General features: G+C 71.7%; 14 protein-coding genes and 2 tRNA genes. 12 read left to right on the forward strand and 4 right to left on the reverse strand.

From position 1 onward, the window contains the following. Positions 1 to 35 precede the first annotated feature (35 nt). Complete coding sequence (locus tag ACGFRB_RS12330; RefSeq protein WP_393242308.1) at positions 36 to 1,655, reverse strand: amino acid permease; 1,620 nt, start codon at positions 1,653 to 1,655, stop codon at positions 36 to 38. A gap of 113 nt (positions 1,656 to 1,768) precedes the next feature. Continuing rightward, a complete protein-coding gene (locus ACGFRB_RS12335; protein WP_393242311.1) occupies positions 1,769 to 3,256 on the reverse strand; it encodes an amino acid permease in 1,488 nt (495 codons plus the stop codon). Between the two features lie 400 nt (positions 3,257 to 3,656). On the opposite strand from ACGFRB_RS12335, the gene ACGFRB_RS12340 reads away from it, so the two are divergent. Then, positions 3,657 to 4,247, forward strand: coding sequence for a biotin transporter BioY (locus ACGFRB_RS12340; protein WP_393242314.1), 591 nt, complete (start codon positions 3,657 to 3,659; stop codon positions 4,245 to 4,247). A gap of 244 nt (positions 4,248 to 4,491) precedes the next feature. On the opposite strand, the gene ACGFRB_RS12345 is transcribed toward ACGFRB_RS12340, so the two are convergent. Further along, positions 4,492 to 5,982, reverse strand: a complete 1,491-nt coding sequence (locus tag ACGFRB_RS12345; RefSeq protein ID WP_393242316.1) for an amino acid permease — start codon at positions 5,980 to 5,982, stop codon at positions 4,492 to 4,494. 192 nt (positions 5,983 to 6,174) lie between these two features. Between ACGFRB_RS12345 and ACGFRB_RS12350 the strand changes: the two genes are divergently transcribed. The 9 genes from ACGFRB_RS12350 (at position 6,175) to ACGFRB_RS12390 (ending at position 16,014) form a co-directional block, all read left to right on the forward strand. Next, positions 6,175 to 6,669 (forward strand): ribose-5-phosphate isomerase, encoded by a 495-nt coding sequence (locus ACGFRB_RS12350; protein ID WP_361234077.1) that lies wholly within the window; start codon positions 6,175 to 6,177, stop codon positions 6,667 to 6,669. Next, on the forward strand, positions 6,669 to 7,511 hold the full coding sequence (locus ACGFRB_RS12355; RefSeq protein WP_393242320.1) for an Fpg/Nei family DNA glycosylase: 843 nt from the start codon (positions 6,669 to 6,671) through the stop codon (positions 7,509 to 7,511). The genes ACGFRB_RS12350 and ACGFRB_RS12355 overlap by 1 nt, the downstream gene beginning before the upstream one ends. A 456-nt stretch (positions 7,512 to 7,967) precedes the next feature. After that, the gene (locus ACGFRB_RS12360; RefSeq protein WP_393242323.1) at positions 7,968 to 9,014 is read left to right on the forward strand and encodes a peptidoglycan-binding protein; all 1,047 of its coding nucleotides are present in this window, start codon (positions 7,968 to 7,970) and stop codon (positions 9,012 to 9,014) included. A gap of 249 nt (positions 9,015 to 9,263) precedes the next feature. Then, positions 9,264 to 9,854, forward strand: coding sequence for a L,D-transpeptidase family protein (locus ACGFRB_RS12365; protein WP_393242326.1), 591 nt, complete (start codon positions 9,264 to 9,266; stop codon positions 9,852 to 9,854). Between the two features lie 703 nt (positions 9,855 to 10,557). Further along, entirely contained in the window at positions 10,558 to 11,703 is a 1,146-nt protein-coding gene (locus ACGFRB_RS12370) for a PP2C family protein-serine/threonine phosphatase (protein WP_363006534.1), read from the forward strand. Positions 11,704 to 11,819: 116 nt separating this feature from the next. Next, the gene (locus tag ACGFRB_RS12375; protein WP_393242330.1) at positions 11,820 to 12,617 is read left to right on the forward strand and encodes an ABC transporter ATP-binding protein; all 798 of its coding nucleotides are present in this window, start codon (positions 11,820 to 11,822) and stop codon (positions 12,615 to 12,617) included. Beyond that, positions 12,617 to 15,103 (forward strand): FtsX-like permease family protein, encoded by a 2,487-nt coding sequence (locus tag ACGFRB_RS12380; RefSeq protein WP_393242333.1) that lies wholly within the window; start codon positions 12,617 to 12,619, stop codon positions 15,101 to 15,103. Before ACGFRB_RS12375 ends, ACGFRB_RS12380 begins: the two co-directional genes overlap by 1 nt. Positions 15,104 to 15,161: 58 nt before the next feature. Beyond that, positions 15,162 to 15,662 carry an HD domain-containing protein gene (locus ACGFRB_RS12385; RefSeq protein ID WP_363006528.1) on the forward strand — a complete coding sequence of 167 codons (501 nt, stop codon included), beginning with the start codon at positions 15,162 to 15,164 and terminating at the stop codon, positions 15,660 to 15,662. Positions 15,663 to 15,819: 157 nt separating this feature from the next. Next, positions 15,820 to 16,014 (forward strand): hypothetical protein, encoded by a 195-nt coding sequence (locus ACGFRB_RS12390; protein WP_361234056.1) that lies wholly within the window; start codon positions 15,820 to 15,822, stop codon positions 16,012 to 16,014. A gap of 192 nt (positions 16,015 to 16,206) precedes the next feature. Here the strand turns inward: ACGFRB_RS12390 and ACGFRB_RS12395 are convergent. Beyond that, a tRNA-Gly gene (locus tag ACGFRB_RS12395) sits at positions 16,207 to 16,277 on the reverse strand. A 135-nt stretch (positions 16,278 to 16,412) separates the two neighbouring features. Between ACGFRB_RS12395 and ACGFRB_RS12400 the strand changes: the two genes are divergently transcribed. Next, positions 16,413 to 16,489, forward strand: a tRNA-Pro gene (locus ACGFRB_RS12400). Between the two features lie 163 nt (positions 16,490 to 16,652). After that, on the forward strand, positions 16,653 to 18,032 hold the full coding sequence (gene tig, locus ACGFRB_RS12405) for a trigger factor (RefSeq protein ID WP_393242337.1): 1,380 nt from the start codon (positions 16,653 to 16,655) through the stop codon (positions 18,030 to 18,032). Positions 18,033 to 18,078 lie beyond the last annotated feature (46 nt).

Here is an 18,078-nt window from a genome sequence, read left to right on the forward strand (position 1 = left end):
GGCATCACGCGTGTTCTACGGGACTACGGGACCGGTCAGGCCTTCTTGGCCGTCACGGGCTTCTTGTCGTCGCCCGCGGCCTTGTCGTCGGCCTTGTCGCCGGACGTGGCCTTGGCCTTCTCCTCGGTCTTGCCCTTGGGCTTGGCCTCGGCCTTCTCCTCGGCCGCCGCCGGCTCCGCCGGGGTCGTGCCGGGCAGGGCCGCCTCGGCGGCCGTCTCGTCGCCGCGCTTCTTCTGGAGCACGTAGCCGACGATCGCGAGGAGGACGGTCAGTCCGCCGGTGTAGTAGAGCTGCTCGCGGGTCTCGGCCTCCATGGCCATCAGGATGAAGACGACCACCATGCCGACCAGCGCCGTGATGGTGAGGCCGGGGAACAGCCACATCTTCACGACCAGCTTCTCCGGCGTCTCGCGCTCGGTGCGGCCGCGCAGGGCCAGCTGGGAGGCGCCGATGAAGAACCAGACGACGAGGATGATCGCGCCGATGGTGTTCAGCAGCCAGATGAACGCCTTGTCCGGCGACCAGAAGCTGAGCATCACACAGCCGAAGCCGAGCACACAGGAGGCGAGGACGGCCAGGCGCGGCACGCCGCCGAAGGTGCGGCCCATGATCTGCGGGCCCATGCGGCGGGCGACCAGCGAGCAGGCCATCCGGGAGGCGCCGTAGATGTTGGCGTTCATCGCGGACAGCAGGGCGACGAGGACGACCACATTCATGATCTGGCCGGCGGCCGGGATGCCCAGGTAGTCGAGGGTCGCGACGTACGGGCCCTTCTCGGCGACCGCCGGGTCGTTCCACGGCATGATGGCGACGATGACGGCCATGGAGCCGATGTAGAAGATCGCGATGCGCCACATCGCCGTACGGACGGCCTTGGCGACGCCCTGCACCGGGTGCTCGGACTCGGCGGCGGCGATGGTGACGGTCTCCAGACCGCCGTACGCGAAGAGCGAGGCGAGCAGACCGAAGATCAGGCCGTCGACGCCGTTCGGGAAGAAGCCGCCACCGCCTCCGCCGACCTTGCTCGTGGCCGCCTCGGAGGCCGCCTTGGCGGCCTCGTCGGCCGGGATGACGCCGACGATGGCGAGCACGCCGATGCCCAGGAAGAGGACGATGGCGCCGATCTTCAGGGCGGCGAACCAGAACTCGAACTCGCCGAAGTTCTTCACGGCCGCCAGGTTGGTGCCGCAGAACACCAGCATGAAGAGGGCCACCCAGGCCCACGCCGGGGTGCCGGGGAACCAGCCGACCATGATGCCGGCGGCGCCGAGGCCCTCCAGACCGACGGCGACGCAGAGCAGGAACCAGAAGGCCCAGCCGGAGGTGAAGCCCGCCCACGGGCCGAAGGCGCGCTCGGCGTGGACGGAGAAGGAGCCGGAGGCCGGGTTGGCGGCCGACATCTCGCCGAGCATGCGCATCACCAGCATGACGAGCGCACCGGAGAGGGCGTAGGCGAGGACGATCGAGGGGCCGGCCTTGGCGATGCCTTGGCCGGAGCCGACGAAGAGGCCGGCGCCGATGACGCCGCCGAGGGCGATCATCGACAGGTGACGCTGCTTGAGGCCGTGCGACAAGCTTCCGACGGCGGCGGCGGAGGAGGCGGGGGTGCCGTCCTTGCCGCCGTCGGACGGCGCGGGGGTGGTGCTCCGTGACATGGGCGAACTCTGTTCACTAGCCGAGACGGGAGAGTGGCCCACAGTGTGGAGGGGTGTACCGCTCAGAGGGAACGCATGTCCGCTATACGGTCACGATCTTTACACAAGGTGAATTAATAATTCCGCTTAGTGCGGAGCATAACCCGCTCGCGAATTCCGGCCACGACCAGCACCAATGCGGTCGCTCCGCTGGACCAGAGCACCTGCGGCCGGGACGCGTCGTCGAGCAGCATCAGCACCAGAACCACCGCCATCGCGGCCAGCGCCACCCAGGTGAGCCAGGGGAAGCACCACATACGGAGGGACAGCTTCTCGGGCATCTCGTGCTCGATCCGGCGCCGCAGCCGCAGCTCCGAGACCGCGATCAGCGCCCAGACGAACAGCAGCACCGCGCCGACCGCGTTCAAGAGGTAGAGAAAGACGGAATCAGGCCACTTCAGATTGAGGACAACGGAGACGAAACCGAATGCGACGGACGCGAGCAGCGCCCGGCGCGGAACTCCGCCTTCCGTGACCTTGAGCAGGCCCTTTGGTGCCTCGCCGCGCTCGGCGAGCGAGAACACCATGCGCGAAGCGCCGTACAGATTCGCGTTCAGCGCGGACAAAAGCGCCACGAACACCACGACATTCATGATCTGCCCGGCCGCCGGTACCCCGATGTGATCCAGTACCGCGACATAAGGCGACTCGCCCGGCTTGATCGCCGTCCACGGCAGCAGGGTCACGATCACCAGCATCGAACCCACGTAGAAGAAGAGGATCCGCCACACCGCGCTGCGCACCGCCCGCGCCACATTGCGCACCGGGTCGTCCGACTCCGCCGCCGCGATCGTCACGACCTCCAGACCGCCGAACGCGAACGCGACGACGAGCACCCCGGAGACCACCCCGGACCAGCCGTTCGGCAGGAAGCCGCCCTGGCCGGTCAGATTCGCCATCCCCACCGGGGCGGTGTCCGGCAGCCAGCCCACGATCGCCAGGAGGCACAGAACGAGGAACAGCACGATGGCGCCCACCTTCAGCGCCGCGAACCAGAACTCGAACTCGCCGAAGTTCTTCACCGCCGACAGGTTGGCCGCGGTGAACACCACCATGAAGGCCAGCACCCAGCCCCACTGCGGCACCCCCGGCACCCAGCCGTGCGCGATCCGGGCCGCGCCCGTCGCCTCCACCGCCAGCACGACCACCAGCAGGAACCAGTACAGCCAGCCCACCGAGAAACCCGCCCAGCGGCCCAGTGCCCGCTCCGCGTGCACGGAGAACGCCCCGGACGACGGCATCGCCGCCGACATCTCGCCCAGCATCCGCATGATCAGCATCGCCAGCGCGCCCGCCAGCAGATACGAGATCACGATCCCCGGGCCCGCGACCGCGATGCCCGCGCCCGAACCGACGAACAGACCCGCGCCGATGACACCGCCGAGCCCCAGCATCGTGAGGTGGCGCTGCTTCAGTCCGTGGGAGAGCGGCGCCGGCAGGTCGTCCAGGACGGAGGGGGTGGCCGCGCCGGATCCGGCAGCGGTCCCGGACCGGGCCCCGGTGGCGGACCCGCCGGAATCGGGGCGTCCGGAAGGTTCGGCGGGTTCGGCGGGTTCGTGCATGTGGGGGGCTCGTGCTCTCGGGTGGTGCTGCGGCTTTATGGGGACCCCACAGTCTCTCCGCTCGGCACCCTTGGACGCAAAAGGGACCACACGGGAGGACTTCCCAGTGACCAGCATCACGTGGCGCGACGGGCGGATCGTGGGCTTTGTTTGATCTCCACGAAGGGGTCGGCCCGTGCTTTGTGGGCCGTTGATGGTGATCGGCCGCTCACCCCTGGCATACGGTCGAGCTGGCCCCCTGTGGCCCGCGCGGCCCCTGGAGCCGCCCGCGGGTCCCCGGTGGTCCGCGCCGCCCTCCTCGGGGCCCCTGCCAGGCGTGAACCGCTGTCCCGTTTCACCCGCAGTCCCACCCTGTTCCGCTTCTCTTTCGCCTTCCTCCCGATTCCCACACGGAGTACCGATGAGCACCGCAGCCCCCGTCTCCTCCCTCCGTTCCGGTACGGTCCTCGCCGACCTGATCCCGGCGAGCCGCGTCCGCGAGATCGCGCTGGTCGCCGGCGGTGCCGCGCTGACCGGCCTCGCGGCCCAGATCACCGTCGCGGTCCCCGGCTCCCCGGTCCCGGTCTCCGGCCAGACCTTCGCCGCCCTCCTGGTCGGCACCGCGCTCGGCGCCCGCCGCGGCTTCCTCTCCCTCGGCCTGTACGCCGTCGTCGGCATGGCGGGCGTGCCGTGGTTCGCCGAGGGCGCCTCCGGCTGGTCCATGGCCTCCTTCGGCTACATCCTCGGCATGCTGCTCGCGGCCACCGTGGTCGGCGCCCTCGCCCGCCGCGGCGGCGACCGCTCCGTGCTGCGCACGGCCGGCACGATGGCGCTCGGCTCCGCGATCATCTACGCGGTCGGCGTGCCGTACCTCGCGCTGGCGACCGGCATGACGCTCGGCCAGGCCGTGGCCGCCGGCCTCGTCCCGTTCCTGATCGGCGACGCGCTCAAGGCGGCCCTCGCCATGGGCGCCCTGCCGGCCGCCTGGAAGTTCGTCGGCCGCAAGGGCTGAGCGGGCGAAGGGGGGCGTCGTACCCAAGCGTCCCCCGCCGCCCCGCTCCGCACGCCCGAAGGCGCGCGCTCGTACATACGAACCCGAAGGCGCGCGCATACGAACCCGAAGGCGCGCGCTCGTACATACGAAAAGGCTCTCCGTACCCCGGAAGAAGGGGTACGGAGAGCCTTTTCGTATGAAGGGCCCGGCTGCCGCCGCCGGCCGCCGGGCATCAGGACCAAAGGTGCCGGTCGGGGGAGTGTCAGCTCTTCGCGGCCGGTATCTCCGACGGCTCGGACTTCTTCATGATCCGCTCCTTGACGAGACCGATCACCAGCACGAGCGCGGCCACCGCGAGCGAGAGCACGACCTGCTGACGGTTGTCGCCGCCGTCGAACACCATGTAGCCGATCACGAAGGTGATCATGCCGATGGTGGCCCAGGTCAGGTACGGGAAGAGCCACATCTTCACGACCAGCTTCTCGGGCTGCTCGCGCAGGATCATCCCGCGCATCCGCAGCTGGGTCACACAGATGACCAGCCACACGAAGAGCGCGACGGCGCCGGAGGAGTTCAGCAGGAAGGCGAAGACGGTGTCGGGCCACTTGTAGTTGAAGAAGACCGCGACGAAGCCGAAGACCACCGAGGAGAGGATCGCCGCCTTGGGCACACCGCGCTTGTTGACGCGGGCGAAGGCGCGGGGCGCGTCGCCGCGCTGGCCGAGCGAGAAGGCCATGCGGGAGGCGGTGTAGAGACCCGAGTTCAGGCAGGACAGAACGGCGGTCAGCACGATCACGTTCATGATCTGGCCGGCGTGGGGGATGCCGATCGAGTCCAGGGCGGCGACGTACGAGCCCTTCTCCAGGATCGCCTTGTCGTCCCAGCGCAGCAGGGTGAGGACGACGAAGATCGAGCCCAGGTAGAAGACGGCGATACGCCAGATGACGCTGTTGGTGGCCTTCGTCACGGCACGCTGCGGGTCCTCCGACTCGCCGGCGGCCAGGGTGACGATCTCGCTGCCCATGAAGGAGAAGACGACCATCAGGACGCCGGTGAGGACCGCGCCCGCGCCCATCGGGAAGAACCCGCCGGCGTCGGTGAGGTGCCCGAAGCCCGCGCCCGGGTTGTCCGAGCCCGGCAGCACGCCGAAGACGGCCAGCAGACCGATCACCACGAAGGCGCCGATGGCGACGACCTTGATGCCCGCGAACCAGAACTCGAACTCGCCGTAGGAGGCGACCGAGGCCAGGTTGGTGGCGGTGAGCACCACCATCACGATGAGCGCCCAGCCCCACTGCGGGACGGCCGGGATCCAGCCCTCCAGGATCTTGGCGCCGGCGGTCGCCTCGACCGCGAGCACCACGACCCAGAAGAACCAGTACAGCCAGCCGATGGTGAAGCCGGCCCAGCGGCCGAGCGCCTGGTCGGCGTAGGCGGAGAAGGAACCGGAGGACGGCCGCGCGGCGGCCATCTCGCCGAGCATCCGCATCACGAAGACGACCATCACGCCGACGAGCGCGTAGGACAGGAGGATGGCCGGTCCGGCCGCGGCGATGCCCGCCCCGGAACCGACGAAGAGTCCGGCGCCGATGACGCCGCCGATGGCGATCATCGAGAGATGGCGGTTCTTGAGACCGGCCTTCAGGCCGTCCTGGCCCGCGTTGTGGTCATCGGATGCGCCGAGGGACTGCGAGGTACCACCGGTGTCGTCGGCGGATCCGCCTTCCTTCGTCAGAGTCGGCTGCGTGTTCATGAACGCTTCCTTCGATGTGGGGGGCGCTCGGGTGAGCTGGACACATAAAACCCGTATACGGCCCCATACGGAAGACCTAATTCCGGATCGTGATTTCGGACATACGGTCCAGAGCAGGCGGGACGGAGGTCCTGGACCAAGGTCCCGACCCCGCTTTCGGTTACCCGCGCCGGTCCGTGCCACACTCGGATCATGCGCGTCTACCTCGGCTCCGACCACGCCGGCTACGAACTCAAGACCCATCTCGTCGAGTGGCTGAAGGCCCACGGCCACGAGCCCGTCGACTGCGGTCCCCACATCTACGACGCCCAGGACGACTACCCGCCGTTCTGCCTGCGCGCCGCCGAGCGGACCGCCGCGGACGAGGGCAGCCTCGGTGTCGTCATCGGCGGTTCCGGCAACGGCGAGCAGATCGCGGCCAACAAGGTCAAGGGGGTGCGCGCCGCCCTCGCCTGGAGCGAGCAGACCGCCGCCCTCGGCCGCGAGCACAACAACGCCAACGTCGTCGCCGTCGGCGCCCGGATGCACACCCGCGACGAGGCCACCACCTTCGTCGAGATCTTCCTGAAGACCCCGTACTCCGGTGACGAGCGCCACACCCGCCGCATCGACATGCTCTCGGCGTACGAGACCACGGGCGAGCTTCCGGCCATCCCGGCCCACCACCCGCAGGAGCCCACCGCCTGATGCCCGAAGGGCACACCATCCACCGGCTGGCCGCCGACTACCGGGAACGGTTCGGCGGCCGGCCGGTGCGTGTCTCCAGCCCCCAGGGCAAGTTCGCCGACTCCGCCGCCCTGCTCGACGGCGCGGTCCTCGCCCGTACGGAGGCGCACGGCAAGCACCTCTTCCTGGGCTTCCCCGGCGAGGAGTGGGTCCATATCCATCTGGGCCTCTTCGGCAAGGTGAACTTCGGGAGCGTCGCCGGCGCCGCCGGGGAACAGGGCCCCAACCCGGCCCCGCCGCCGCCCACCGACACCGTCCGGCTGCGGCTCGCCAACCCGGACGCGTACGTCGATCTGCGCGGCCCCACCACCTGCGCGCTCATCACGGACGCCGAGAAGCGGGCGATACACGACCGGCTCGGCCCCGACCCGCTGCGCGCGGACGACGACCCCGCCGGGGCCTGGCGGCGGATCTCGAAGTCCCGTACCACCATCGCCGCCCTCCTGATGGACCAGAAGATCGTCGCGGGCGTCGGCAACGTCTACCGCGCCGAGGTCCTCTTCCGGCACGGCATCGACCCCTACCGGGCCGGGCGGGAGCTGAGCGCGGGGGAGTGGACCGCGATCTGGGAGGACCTGGTCCTGCTGATGCGCGAGGGTGTCCGGCTGAACCGCATCGACACCGTCCGCCCCGAGCACACCCCCGAGGCGATGGGCCGTCCGCCGCGCGTCGACGACCACGGCGGCGAGGTCTACGTCTACCGCCGGGCGCACCTGCCCTGCCACATCTGCGGCACGGAGATCCGCACCGCCGACCTGGCGGCCCGCAATCTCTTCTGGTGCCCCACCTGTCAGCGGCGATAGCCGCGCTTCCGGCCGGGTGCCCCGGGCGCCTCGGGTACGCAGGGTGTCCCGACCGCGCCGAGCGGCCGTCCTCCTGCCGAGGGCGGCCCGCCGGGATTTTCCGACTCCAGCCCATGGTGTCCCTCTTGAGGGTGATTCATCCCTGAGTGAGGCGCCTTGGGTGGCACACTCGTACGGGTGATAGTGGCGCGCCCCCACGGGACGGCCGCCGGGCTCTTTCGCGAGGGCCGGCGTGGTTTCGGCATTTGACCGCATCGCAGGGGGCCCTCGGGGGAGGTCTCGAAGAGAGGGGGCGCGTCGCTACGATCCGCACGCGCCGTGTCCCGATGCGCCGATGCCCGTCCTGATGCATGGATCTGACCTGCCGTTATGCCGTCATGCGGCGGGGTCGTGCGGTGAGCGGGGTGGTGTGGCGGGGCCCGGTGAGGGGTGGGGACGACGGGAAGGGGCGGGCATATGACACAGCAGCCTGAGGACCAGGCCCAGGGACGGAACCGTGAACGGACGGCGGGAGTACGGCTGGCGCGGCTGCTGCGCCGGTGGTGGGAGGAGTCCGGCGGCCCCTCCCGAGGCACCCGGCCGACCCAGCAGGCACTCGCCGCCCGGGTGGGTGTCGACCAGACGACACTCTCGCGCTATCTGAACCCGGGACATCTCTCCACCGCGCCCCTGCGCGTGGTCGAGGCGCTGCACGCCCAACTGCGGGCTCCGGCGGGGGAACTCGACGAGGCCCGCGCCCTGTGCGCGGCCGCGCTGCGGGAGAACAGCCGGCAGCGGACCGCCGCCCCCGGCGGCCCGGCCGGGCGGACCGCATCCCCGGACACCGCTCCCCTGAGCCTCGCCCTCCTGGGTGCCGCCCCCGTGGAGACTCTTCCCGCGCGGAAGGAGGCCGCCGCCCGGACCGGCTCCCGCTGGCTTCCACCGGTCCTGGTCGCGGCGCTCGTGGTGATGGCGTTCACGGCCGGGGTCGTCGTCCACGCCTGGTGGTTCGCCGCGGGGCGCGAGGAAGAGGCGGAGGGCAGTGCGGCCGGGGCGGTCGCCACCCGGGTGGTACGGCACAAATGGCCGGTGCTGATCATGCGGGACGAGGACCAGTTCACCCGGGCCCGCGCCCTTCAATACTTGCTGCGCTCACACGGCTACCAGGTGCGGACCGACGGCTTCTTCCGGGAGGACACCCGGGACGCCGTCACCGACTTCCAGCGCAAACGCCTCCTGCCCGCCGACGGCAAGGTGGGGGACCAGACCTGGCCGGAGCTGGTGCGGGCGAGGGTGGTCGGCCCCGACTCCGGTCCGTTCGAGGTGCGGGCCGTCCAGGAACTCCTCGACAACGTGGGCCAGGGCGGCACCCCGGTCTCCGGCACCTTCACCTCGATGACCGCCGACGCCCTGAAGTACTTCCAGCGCACCCGCCATCTGCCCGACACCGGCCGGGCGGACACCAACACCTGGCTGGCCCTGCTGGTGGGCCAGCTGCCGCCCGTCTCCTCGCACGACGACTAGGGGCTGTCCGGGCCCGGTCGCCCCCGGGCTTCGCATGAGGGCATAACCCCAGGTCGGAGCCATGCCCATGACGACGCATCCATGCGCATCGGCGGACGGCCCGCAACCGCTTCCCGGCCCCCGCCGCCCCGGGCCATGCTGATGCCGCGGCCGGCGCCCCGGACGCCCCGCCTCATCGGCGGGGCGCCGCCTCCGGGGCCGTATCCCGGTCCGCTTCCCGTCCGCACACCGCCCGAAGGGGGCACCCCCATGTCCGCTGTCGCCCGTAAGACTCTCGTGTCCGCGGTCTTCACCGCCGTCCTCACCGGCGGGCTGCTCGCCGGATCCCTCGCGCCGGCCGCCTCGGCCCACACCCCGGCGGCCCCCGCCCACACCCCGGCGGCACACGCGGCCACCTCGCTGGTCTTCGACAAGAACCAGAAGAACCCGGCCGACTCACGGCTCCTCGTCTACCGGGGCAAGAAGCTCGTGGCCTCCTACCGGGCCGGCTCGGGCACCGGCGTCAAGAACGACTGCACGCGCAACAAGGGCTGGATGCCCAACGGCAGCTGGAAGATCCGCAGCAAGTCCCGCACCTACGGGGGCCGGTACATCAAGGGCTACGCGGTCTACCTCCAGGACATGTCCTGCTCCAAGGGCACCACCAAGCGCAGGGAGATGTTCATCCACTCCGAGATGAACCGGGACGGCTCCCAGGGCCGCACGGAGGCCCGGCGCTGGGACGGCGCGAGCGACTACAAGTCCAACGGCTGTGTGAAGGTCAGCCCGACCGACATCAAGAAGATGTTCCGGCTCCTGGACCGCATCGGCTGGCCGACCCACCTGCGCGTGGTCTCCTGACCCCGCCCGACCCCTCCGGTCCGGCTCCCGGACCGTGATCCCCACCCGGCTGCGGCGACCCTGACGGGCTCGTCGCGGCCGGCGGCATGCGCGGCGGCAGATGCCGCGGCATGTGCGGGCCCCGGGTGGGGCGCACACGGGCCCCGGGCGGGGGCGTGCGCGGGGTCGCACCCGGGTTGTATGCGGGGCCGGGTGCGGCGGGTACGCCCCATGGCGCGCGGGGTGGCACGCGGTGCCGAGTGCGACGGCTCATACGGTCATTCGGCGGCGCACGGCAGGAGTACGCCAGAGCGGACTGTTCGCGTCCGCGAAGTCCTACTTCGGCCTGATGGTGTCGTGCGAGGGCCCTGTGACGCCCTCGCGGCGCTCCGTAGCCACCGCCACCGGCGGCGACTTCCCCGCCGCCCGGCCGCCACGGCGGGCCCGAGCCGTCCGCCGGGGCCCTCCTTCCGGCGCGGCGGGGCCGTTCGGCTCCGCTCAATTCCCGCCAGAGCCGGTACTTCCGGAATGCTCCCGTCGTGTGCCGGAGACGGACCCTCCGGCGGCGGACCAGCGGCCTCTTCGGGCAGGTGCCGGCCCCTACGTGCACCTGTCATATGCCACTGGCTTCTCCGGTTCACGATTCCGGCCACCCGATTTCGAATGCAATGTCACTCGGGTCCCCCTGCACGAGCTCCGATCGGGTGGATAGGGTCCAGCCCATATGACACGTCGTGGAGCGATGCCCGGATACGTGGCCCGGTGGCGCAGGAGCGTCCGCCGGGTCCGCGTCGGCCTGCGCCGGTCCGGGGTCGACTACTTCCGGGGCGACGGCTCCGACCGGCTCGCCCTCGCGGGTCTCCTCCTCACCGTCCCCGCCATCACCTGCGGCACCCTCCTCGCCCCCGTCTGGTGCTCACCGGCCGCCCTCGTGCTGCCGATCGTCGCCGGCGGACTGATCCTGCGCCCGGCCAGCCTGCTCGGCCTGTACGCGACGGCCGCCGCCGCGCTCATCGTCGAGTCCGTGGCCCTCGGCCCCTATACGCAAGGCCCCGCCCGGGTCACCCCGGGCATCGTCCTGGTCGTCGCCGCCTGCGGACTGTTCGGACTGCTCGTCGCACAGTTCCGGGCCCGCGTCGGCGTGCCCTGGCGGCGCGGCGGCACCATGCTCTTCGACCTGCGCGAACGCATCCGGGTCCAGAGCGCGCTGCCCCGCCTGCCCGGCGGCTGGCACCGCGAGATGGCCCTGCGCCCGGCCGGCGGCCAGTCCTTCTCCGGGGACTTCGTCGTCGCCGCCCGCACCCACGGCGGCCGCACCCTGGAAGTCGTCCTCACCGACGTCTCCGGCAAGGGCATGGACGCGGGCTCCCGCGCCCTGCTGCTGTCCGGCGCCTTCGGCGGACTCCTCGGCTCGCTGCCCCCGCACGCCTTCCTGCCCGCCGCCAACGGCTATCTGCTGCGCCAGGACTGGGACGAGGGCTTCGCCACCTCCATCCATCTCGTCCTCGACCTGGACTCCGGCGACTACGAACTCTTCTCCGCCGGCCATCTGCCCGCCCTCCAGCTCCACGCGGGCCGAGGCGCCTGGGAGGAGAAGTCCGCCGACGGGCCGCTGCTCGGTGTGTACGACGCCGCCGAATACCACCCGGTCAAGGGCTCGCTCAGCCCCGGCGACGTCCTCATGCTCTACACCGACGGCCTCGTCGAGAGCGCCGAACGCGACATCGCCGAGGGCATCGACCGGCTCACCGGCGAGGCCGACCGCCATGTCGCCGGCGGTTTCGAGGGCGCCGCCTGGCACCTCATCGAGGCCTGCGCCAAGGACGTCAACGACGACCGGGCGCTGCTTCTCATCAGCCGCAAGGGCTGACCCCCAGCGCCGGGGTAGGGATTGCCCCACCCCTGGTCCACCGGCCTGCGTCATAGCCACTGACCTGCGCTGATCCGTACGTTCAAGGGGTCAAGAACGAACGTACGGAGGAACCCATGGGCCCGGACACGGCAGCCGTCGAACTCGCCGGAGTGCGACGCCAGTACGGCAGGGGCGACCGCGCCGTCCACGCCCTGCGCGGCATCGACCTGAGCCTGCCGAGCGGCACCTTCACCGCCGTCATGGGGCCGTCCGGCTCCGGCAAGTCGACCTTCCTCCAGTGCGCCGCCGGACTCGACCGCCCGACCGCCGGCTCCATCCGGCTCGGCGGCACCGAGATCACCGGCCTCGGCGAGAACCGGCTCACCGAGCTGCGCCGCAGCCGTCTCGGCTTCGTCTTCCAGGCGTTCAACCTGCTGCCCTCCCTCACCGTCGAACAGAACGTCCTGCTGCCGCTGCGCCTGGCCGGCCTGCGCCCCGACCGCCGGCGCGCCGCCGAGGTCCTGGCCCAGGTCGGACTCGGCGACAAGGGCGCCCGCCGCCCCGGCGAGCTCTCCGGCGGCCAGCAGCAGCGGGTGGCCATCGCCCGGGCCCTGGTCACCTGCCCCGACGTGATCTTCGGCGACGAGCCGACCGGCGCCCTCGACCCCACCACCGCCGCCGAGGTGCTGGCCCTGCTGCGGAGCGCGGTCGACCACCTCGGAGCCACTGTGGTCATGGTCACCCACGACCCGGTCGCCGCGGCCTACGCCGACCGGGTGATCTTCCTGGCGGACGGCAGCCTGGTGGACACGCTCCCGCGGAGCACCCCCGGCACGATCGCCGCCCGGATGGCCGCGCTCGCCGCCCGTCCCGCCGCCCCGGCCACCACCGCCACCGCCCCCTTCGCTCACTTCGCCGGGACGGCCGCCTGATGCTCCGCGCCAACGGACTCGCCCGCGCGGCGATCCGCTTCAAGCCGTCCGCCTTCGCGGGCACCTTCCTGGCCCTGCTGCTCGCCGCCGCCGTCGTCTCCGGCTGCGGACTGCTGCTCCAGACCGGTCTGACCGCCTCAGTGCCGCCCACCCGCTACGCCGGCGCCCCCGTGGTCGCCGCCGCCGACCAGCAGGTCCACGCCACCGTCAACCTGGGCGCCGAGCCCGAGACCCAGTCCGTCACGGTGCCCGACCGGGCCCGACTCGACGCCCGCCTGGTGCGTACGGCCGCCGCCGTCCCCGGCACCGCCCGCGCGATCGGCGACGTCGGCTACCCGGTCCGGGCCGTCTCCGGCGCCCCGGCCGACGCCCCCGCCGGTACCCCCGCCTCCGCCGGCGGCCCGCTCACCGCCTCCGGCTGGGGCTCCACCGCCTTCACCGGTGTCCGTACGACCTCCGGCACCGCCCCGGGCGGCCCGGACCAGGTCGTGACCGGCCCCGGCCTCGGCAGGACTGGCGCCCGCCTCACCCTCGACACCCCGGCCGGCCGGCGTACGTTCACCGTCTCCGGCACCACGGACACCCCCGGCGTCTGGTTCACCGACGCCCGGGCCCTCGCCCTGTCCGGCCACCCCCGCACCGTCGACGCCATCGCCGTCCTGCCCGAGCACGGCACCGACCCCGCCGCGCTCGCCGGCCGCCTCGGCCACGCCCTGGACGGCAAGGCCCTGGTGCACACCGGCGACGACCGCACTCTCGCCGAGGGTGCCGCGCTGCCCGCCGCCCGGGACCTGCTCATCGGACTCGGCGGCTCCTTCGGCGGCACCGCGACCATGGTCGCCGTCTTCACCGCCGCCGGCACCGTCGCGCTCTCGGTCGGCCAGCGCTCCCGCGAGTTCGCCCTGCTGCGCGCCATCGGCACCACCCCGCGCCAGCTGCGCCGTTCGATCGCCACCGAGGCCCTGCTGCTCGCCCCGCTCGCCGGAGCCCTCGGCTGCCTGCCCGGACTCGCCCTCGCCCGCTGGTGGTTCGACGCTCTGCGGGTCCGGGGCGCGATCCCCGACGGCGTACGGCTGGACACCGGCCCGCTGCCCTTCCTCGCGGCCGTCGTCGCCGTCGTCCTCACCGCGCTGCTCGCCGGCCTGACGGCCGCCCGCCGCCCCTCCCGTACCGCGCCCGGCAGCGCGCTGGCCGAGGGGCGGACCGAACTCGCGGGGCCCGGACGCCTCCGCACCGGATTCGGCCTGGCCGCCCTGGCCGGCGGCGTCGGCCTCGGCGGGGTCGCCACCGCCCAGTCCGGCATGGACTCCGCCCAGGCCGCCCTCGGCGTCGTCATGCTGTTCATGGTGGCCGTCGCCCTGCTCGGCCCGTGGATCGCCCGGATCTGCGCCGCCCTGGCCAGGCTGCCGCTCGGCCGCCTCGGCGCCTCCGGCCACCTCGCCGCCGCCAACTCCCGTACGAACGCCCGCCGGCTCGCCTCCGCCCTCACCCCCATCGTGCTCGCCCTGGCCTTCACCTCCACCCTGGTCTTCCTCCAGACCAGCACCGAGCGGGCCACCCGGCACCAGCAGCGCGACGGCGTCGTCGCCGACCATGTCGTCACCGCCCCGGCCGGAGGACTGCCCACCGACACCGCCCGCCGCGCCGCCGAGATCCCCGGGGTCACCGCCGCCGTGACCGTCCAGCGCACCGGCGTCCTCGTCCCCGACGACACCATGGGCTTCCTCCCCGTCGCGGCGCAGGGCGTCTTGGCCGACCCGAGCCCGGTGCTCGACCTCGACGTCCGCACCGGCTCGCTCGCCGACCTCGGCCCCGGCACCGCCGCCGTCGACGCCACCCTCGCCGAGACGGCCGGGGTACGGACCGGGCAGCGGCTCGCCCTCCGGCTGCCCGACGGCACCAAGGCCACCCCGCGCGTCGTCGCCACCTACGGCCGAGGCCTCGGCCTGGGCGAGATCACCCTGTCCGCCGCCGACCTCGCCGGTCACGTCTCCAGCCCGTACGCCGACGAGCTGCTGGTGCGCGGTGGCCACGCCGCCGACCTCGCCGCGCTCGGACCGCTCACCGTCACCGACGCCGCCGGCCGGGCCGCCGCGCGCAACCAGGACCGGGAACTCAACGCCTGGGCCAACACCGTCATGGCGGCCGTCCTCGGCGGATTCGCGGCGATCGCCGCCGCCAACACCCTGGTGATGACCGTCCTCGACCGCCGCCGCGAACTGCGCGTCCTGCGCCTCGTCGGCACCACCCGCCGCCAGGTCCTGCGCATGATCCGCTGGGAGTCCCTGCTGGTCACCCTCGCGGGCACCGTGCTGGGCAGCCTGATCGCCCTGGCCACCCTCGTCCCGCTGACCCGCGCCTTGACGGGCGAGGGCCCGTACATCCCGCCGCTGGTCTACGGGGCGTTCGCCGCGGGCATCGTCGCCCTCGGCCTCGCCGCGACGTCCCTCCCGGCCCGCGCCGCGCTGCGCTCGCCCGGTCCGTAGCCCCGTCCGAAGCCCCGAGACCCTGTCCGCGGCCGGCCCGGTCCGTAGCCTGGCCCCCATGACCGCAGCCCCCTCCCCGTCCCCGCGCCCGTACCTCACCCTCGCCGAGATCGAGACGCTCGCCGTCGCCGCCCACGCCGGGCAGACCGACAAGGCGGGCCGGCCCTACGCGGAACATCTGCGGGCCGTCGCCGAGGGGGTGCGGGCGCGGGGCGGCAGCGCGGAACAGATCGCGGCGGGATGGCTGCACGACGCCGTCGAGGACGACGCCCTCTCCGAGGAGTGGCTGACGGCGGCGGCCCTTCCCGACGCGGTCAAGGCGATGGTGCGGGCCCTCACCAAGCGTCCCGGCGAGGAACCCGAGGCATATGCCCAACGGATCCGCGCCACCCCCGGCGCCCCGCTCGTCAAGGAAGCCGACCTGGCGCACAACGCCGACCCGGCCCGGCTCGCCGCCCTCGACTCCGCGACCCGCGCCCGGCTCACCGTCAAATACGCCCGGATGCGCACCTTGTTGGGCCTTTCGGAACCCCCGATGACCCCTGGGACGACACCATGAAATCCGTCACATTGGCCGGATTTCTCTGCCGTTCGCTGTCGACGGTTCGTCACCCACCGGGCATGGGCAGAAGGTTGATGGCACGATGGATGCGGCGGGGGCCTGTGTGACGGGCGCTCCCGGCGGTAAGCGCGACCGACCAGAGGTGTGATCAGTTATGGCCGTTTCACTGTCCGTGGTGCTGCTGTTGGCGATCATCCTGGTGGTCCTGATCCGCAGCAAGAGCCTCAAGCCGGGACCGGCGCTCGTCGCCGTGCTCTTCGGCTTCTTCCTCGCCTTCACCGGCATGTCCGAGTCCATCCAGCGCTTCCTGAACTCGATATCCGCGTCGATCAGCGCCATCCAGTTCTGAGGCGCGCGGCGCGTACGGCCTGTGTGCCGGACGTCCTGTACGGCGCCGCCGGGCCCGCCGGCGCGGACGGCCCGGCCGCGTGAACTCCGTACCCCCGCAAGCCTGTAGCCCCCTGACCACCCCGCGCGCGTACGGCGGCGCACATGGAAAAGGCCCCCTGGACCATGTCCAGGGGGCCTTTTCCATCTTCAGAGCGGGCGACGGGAATCGAACCCGCGTAGCTAGTTTGGAAGACTAGGGCTCTACCATTGAGCTACGCCCGCGTGCACCGACATGCCGCAGGCTTTGGGGCCGCGGCACGGACGCCATCGTAGCGGGTTCCGGGAGGTCCGCGCACACGCCTCGGAAATCGAGGACGTCGGACTGTTCCCGTGCATGTACCCTACGTGTCGCACCGACGGGGTGTGGCGCAGCTTGGTAGCGCGTCCGCTTTGGGAGCGGAAGGCCGTGGGTTCAAATCCCGCCACCCCGACCAGCACAAGATCGACCAGCGCAAGATCACATTGTGGGCCGCCCGTCGCTTGCGGTTACTATGCAAGCTGCGTGCCCGTGTGTCTCTCTGGACCGGGCCGATCGGCCGGAACCATCTCAGGTGGGACCGCCGGAAACCAGGAATCAGCCACCAAGGAGACCGAACCGTGAAGAGCGCCGTGGAGACCCTGAACCCGACCCGGGTTCGGCTCACTGTCGAGGTGCCCTTCGAGGAGCTCAAGGACAGCCTCGACGCGGCGTACAAGAAGATCAACCAGCAGGTCACGGTCAAGGGCTTCCGCAAGGGCAAGATCCCCGCGCGTGTCATCGACCAGCGGTTCGGCCGCGGCGCCGTGCTGGAGGAGGCCGTCAACGACGCGCTTCCGAAGTTCTACACCCAGGCCGCCAACGAGGCCGAGATCAACCCGCTCGGCCAGCCCGAGGTGGACATCACCGAGCTGAAGGACGGCGAGCTGCTGGCCTTCACCGCCGAGGTCGACATCCGCCCGACGATCGAGATCCCGGACTACTCCGGCATCGAGGTCGAGGTCGACGCCATCGAGGTCAGCGACGAGGACGTCGAGAAGTCGGTCGAGCAGCTGCGCGACCGCTTCGCCTCCACCAACCCGGTCGAGCGCGCCGCGGCCGAGGGTGACGTCGTCACCATCGACCTCGAGGCCAAGGTCGACGGCGAGGTCCTGGCCGACGGTGTCGCCGAGGGTGTCTCGTACACCATCGGTTCGGGCGAGCTGCTCGACGGCATCGACGAGGCCGTGACCGGCCTGGAGGCCGGTGGCGAGGCCACCTTCTCCTCGCAGCTGAAGGGCGGCTCCGCCGCGGGCAAGGACGCCGAGGTCACCGTCAAGGTCACCACCGTCGCCGCCCGTGAGCTGCCGGAGCTGGACGACGAGTTCGCACAGATGGCGTCGGAGTTCGACACCCTCGACGAGCTCAAGGCCGACAGCCGCAAGCGCCTCGAGAACATGAAGCAGTTCGACCAGGCCACCCAGGCCCAGGAGCGCGTCCTGGAGAAGTTCCTGGAGCTGGCGGAGATCCCCGTCCCCGAGAAGCTTCTCGAGGAGGAGGTCACCACCCGCAAGCACAACCTGGAGCACCACCAGCTCGGTCAGATGGGTCTGACCCTCGAGAAGTACCTGGAGTTCCAGGGCAAGACGGTCGAGGAGTTCGACGCCGAGACCAAGGAGCAGGCGGTCAAGGGCATCAAGACCCAGTTCCTGCTCGACGAGCTGGTCTCCCAGGAGAAGCTGAACGTGGAGCAGGAGGAGCTCACCGAGCACCTCATGCGTCGCGCCGCCTCCTCCGGCATGTCCCCCGACCAGTTCGCCCAGGCCGTCGTCCAGGGCGGCCAGGTGCCGATGCTGGTCGGCGAGGTCGCCCGCGGCAAGGCCCTCGCGGTCGTCGTCGAGGCCGCCAAGGTCGTCGACACCAACGGCAACGTGGTCGACCTGTCCGACGAGGACGAGGAGCAGGCCGCCGAGACCGTCGAGGCCGCCACCGGCGAGGCCGAGGTCTCCGAGGACAAGTAAGGCTCTCCGGGCGGCCCGTTCGCCCGGCCAAGCCCGCTGTACCCGC

The sequence above is a fragment of the Streptomyces sp. NPDC048718 genome, from assembly GCF_043198875.1.
In the GTDB taxonomy this organism is placed as follows: Bacteria; Actinomycetota; Actinomycetes; order Streptomycetales; family Streptomycetaceae; genus Streptomyces.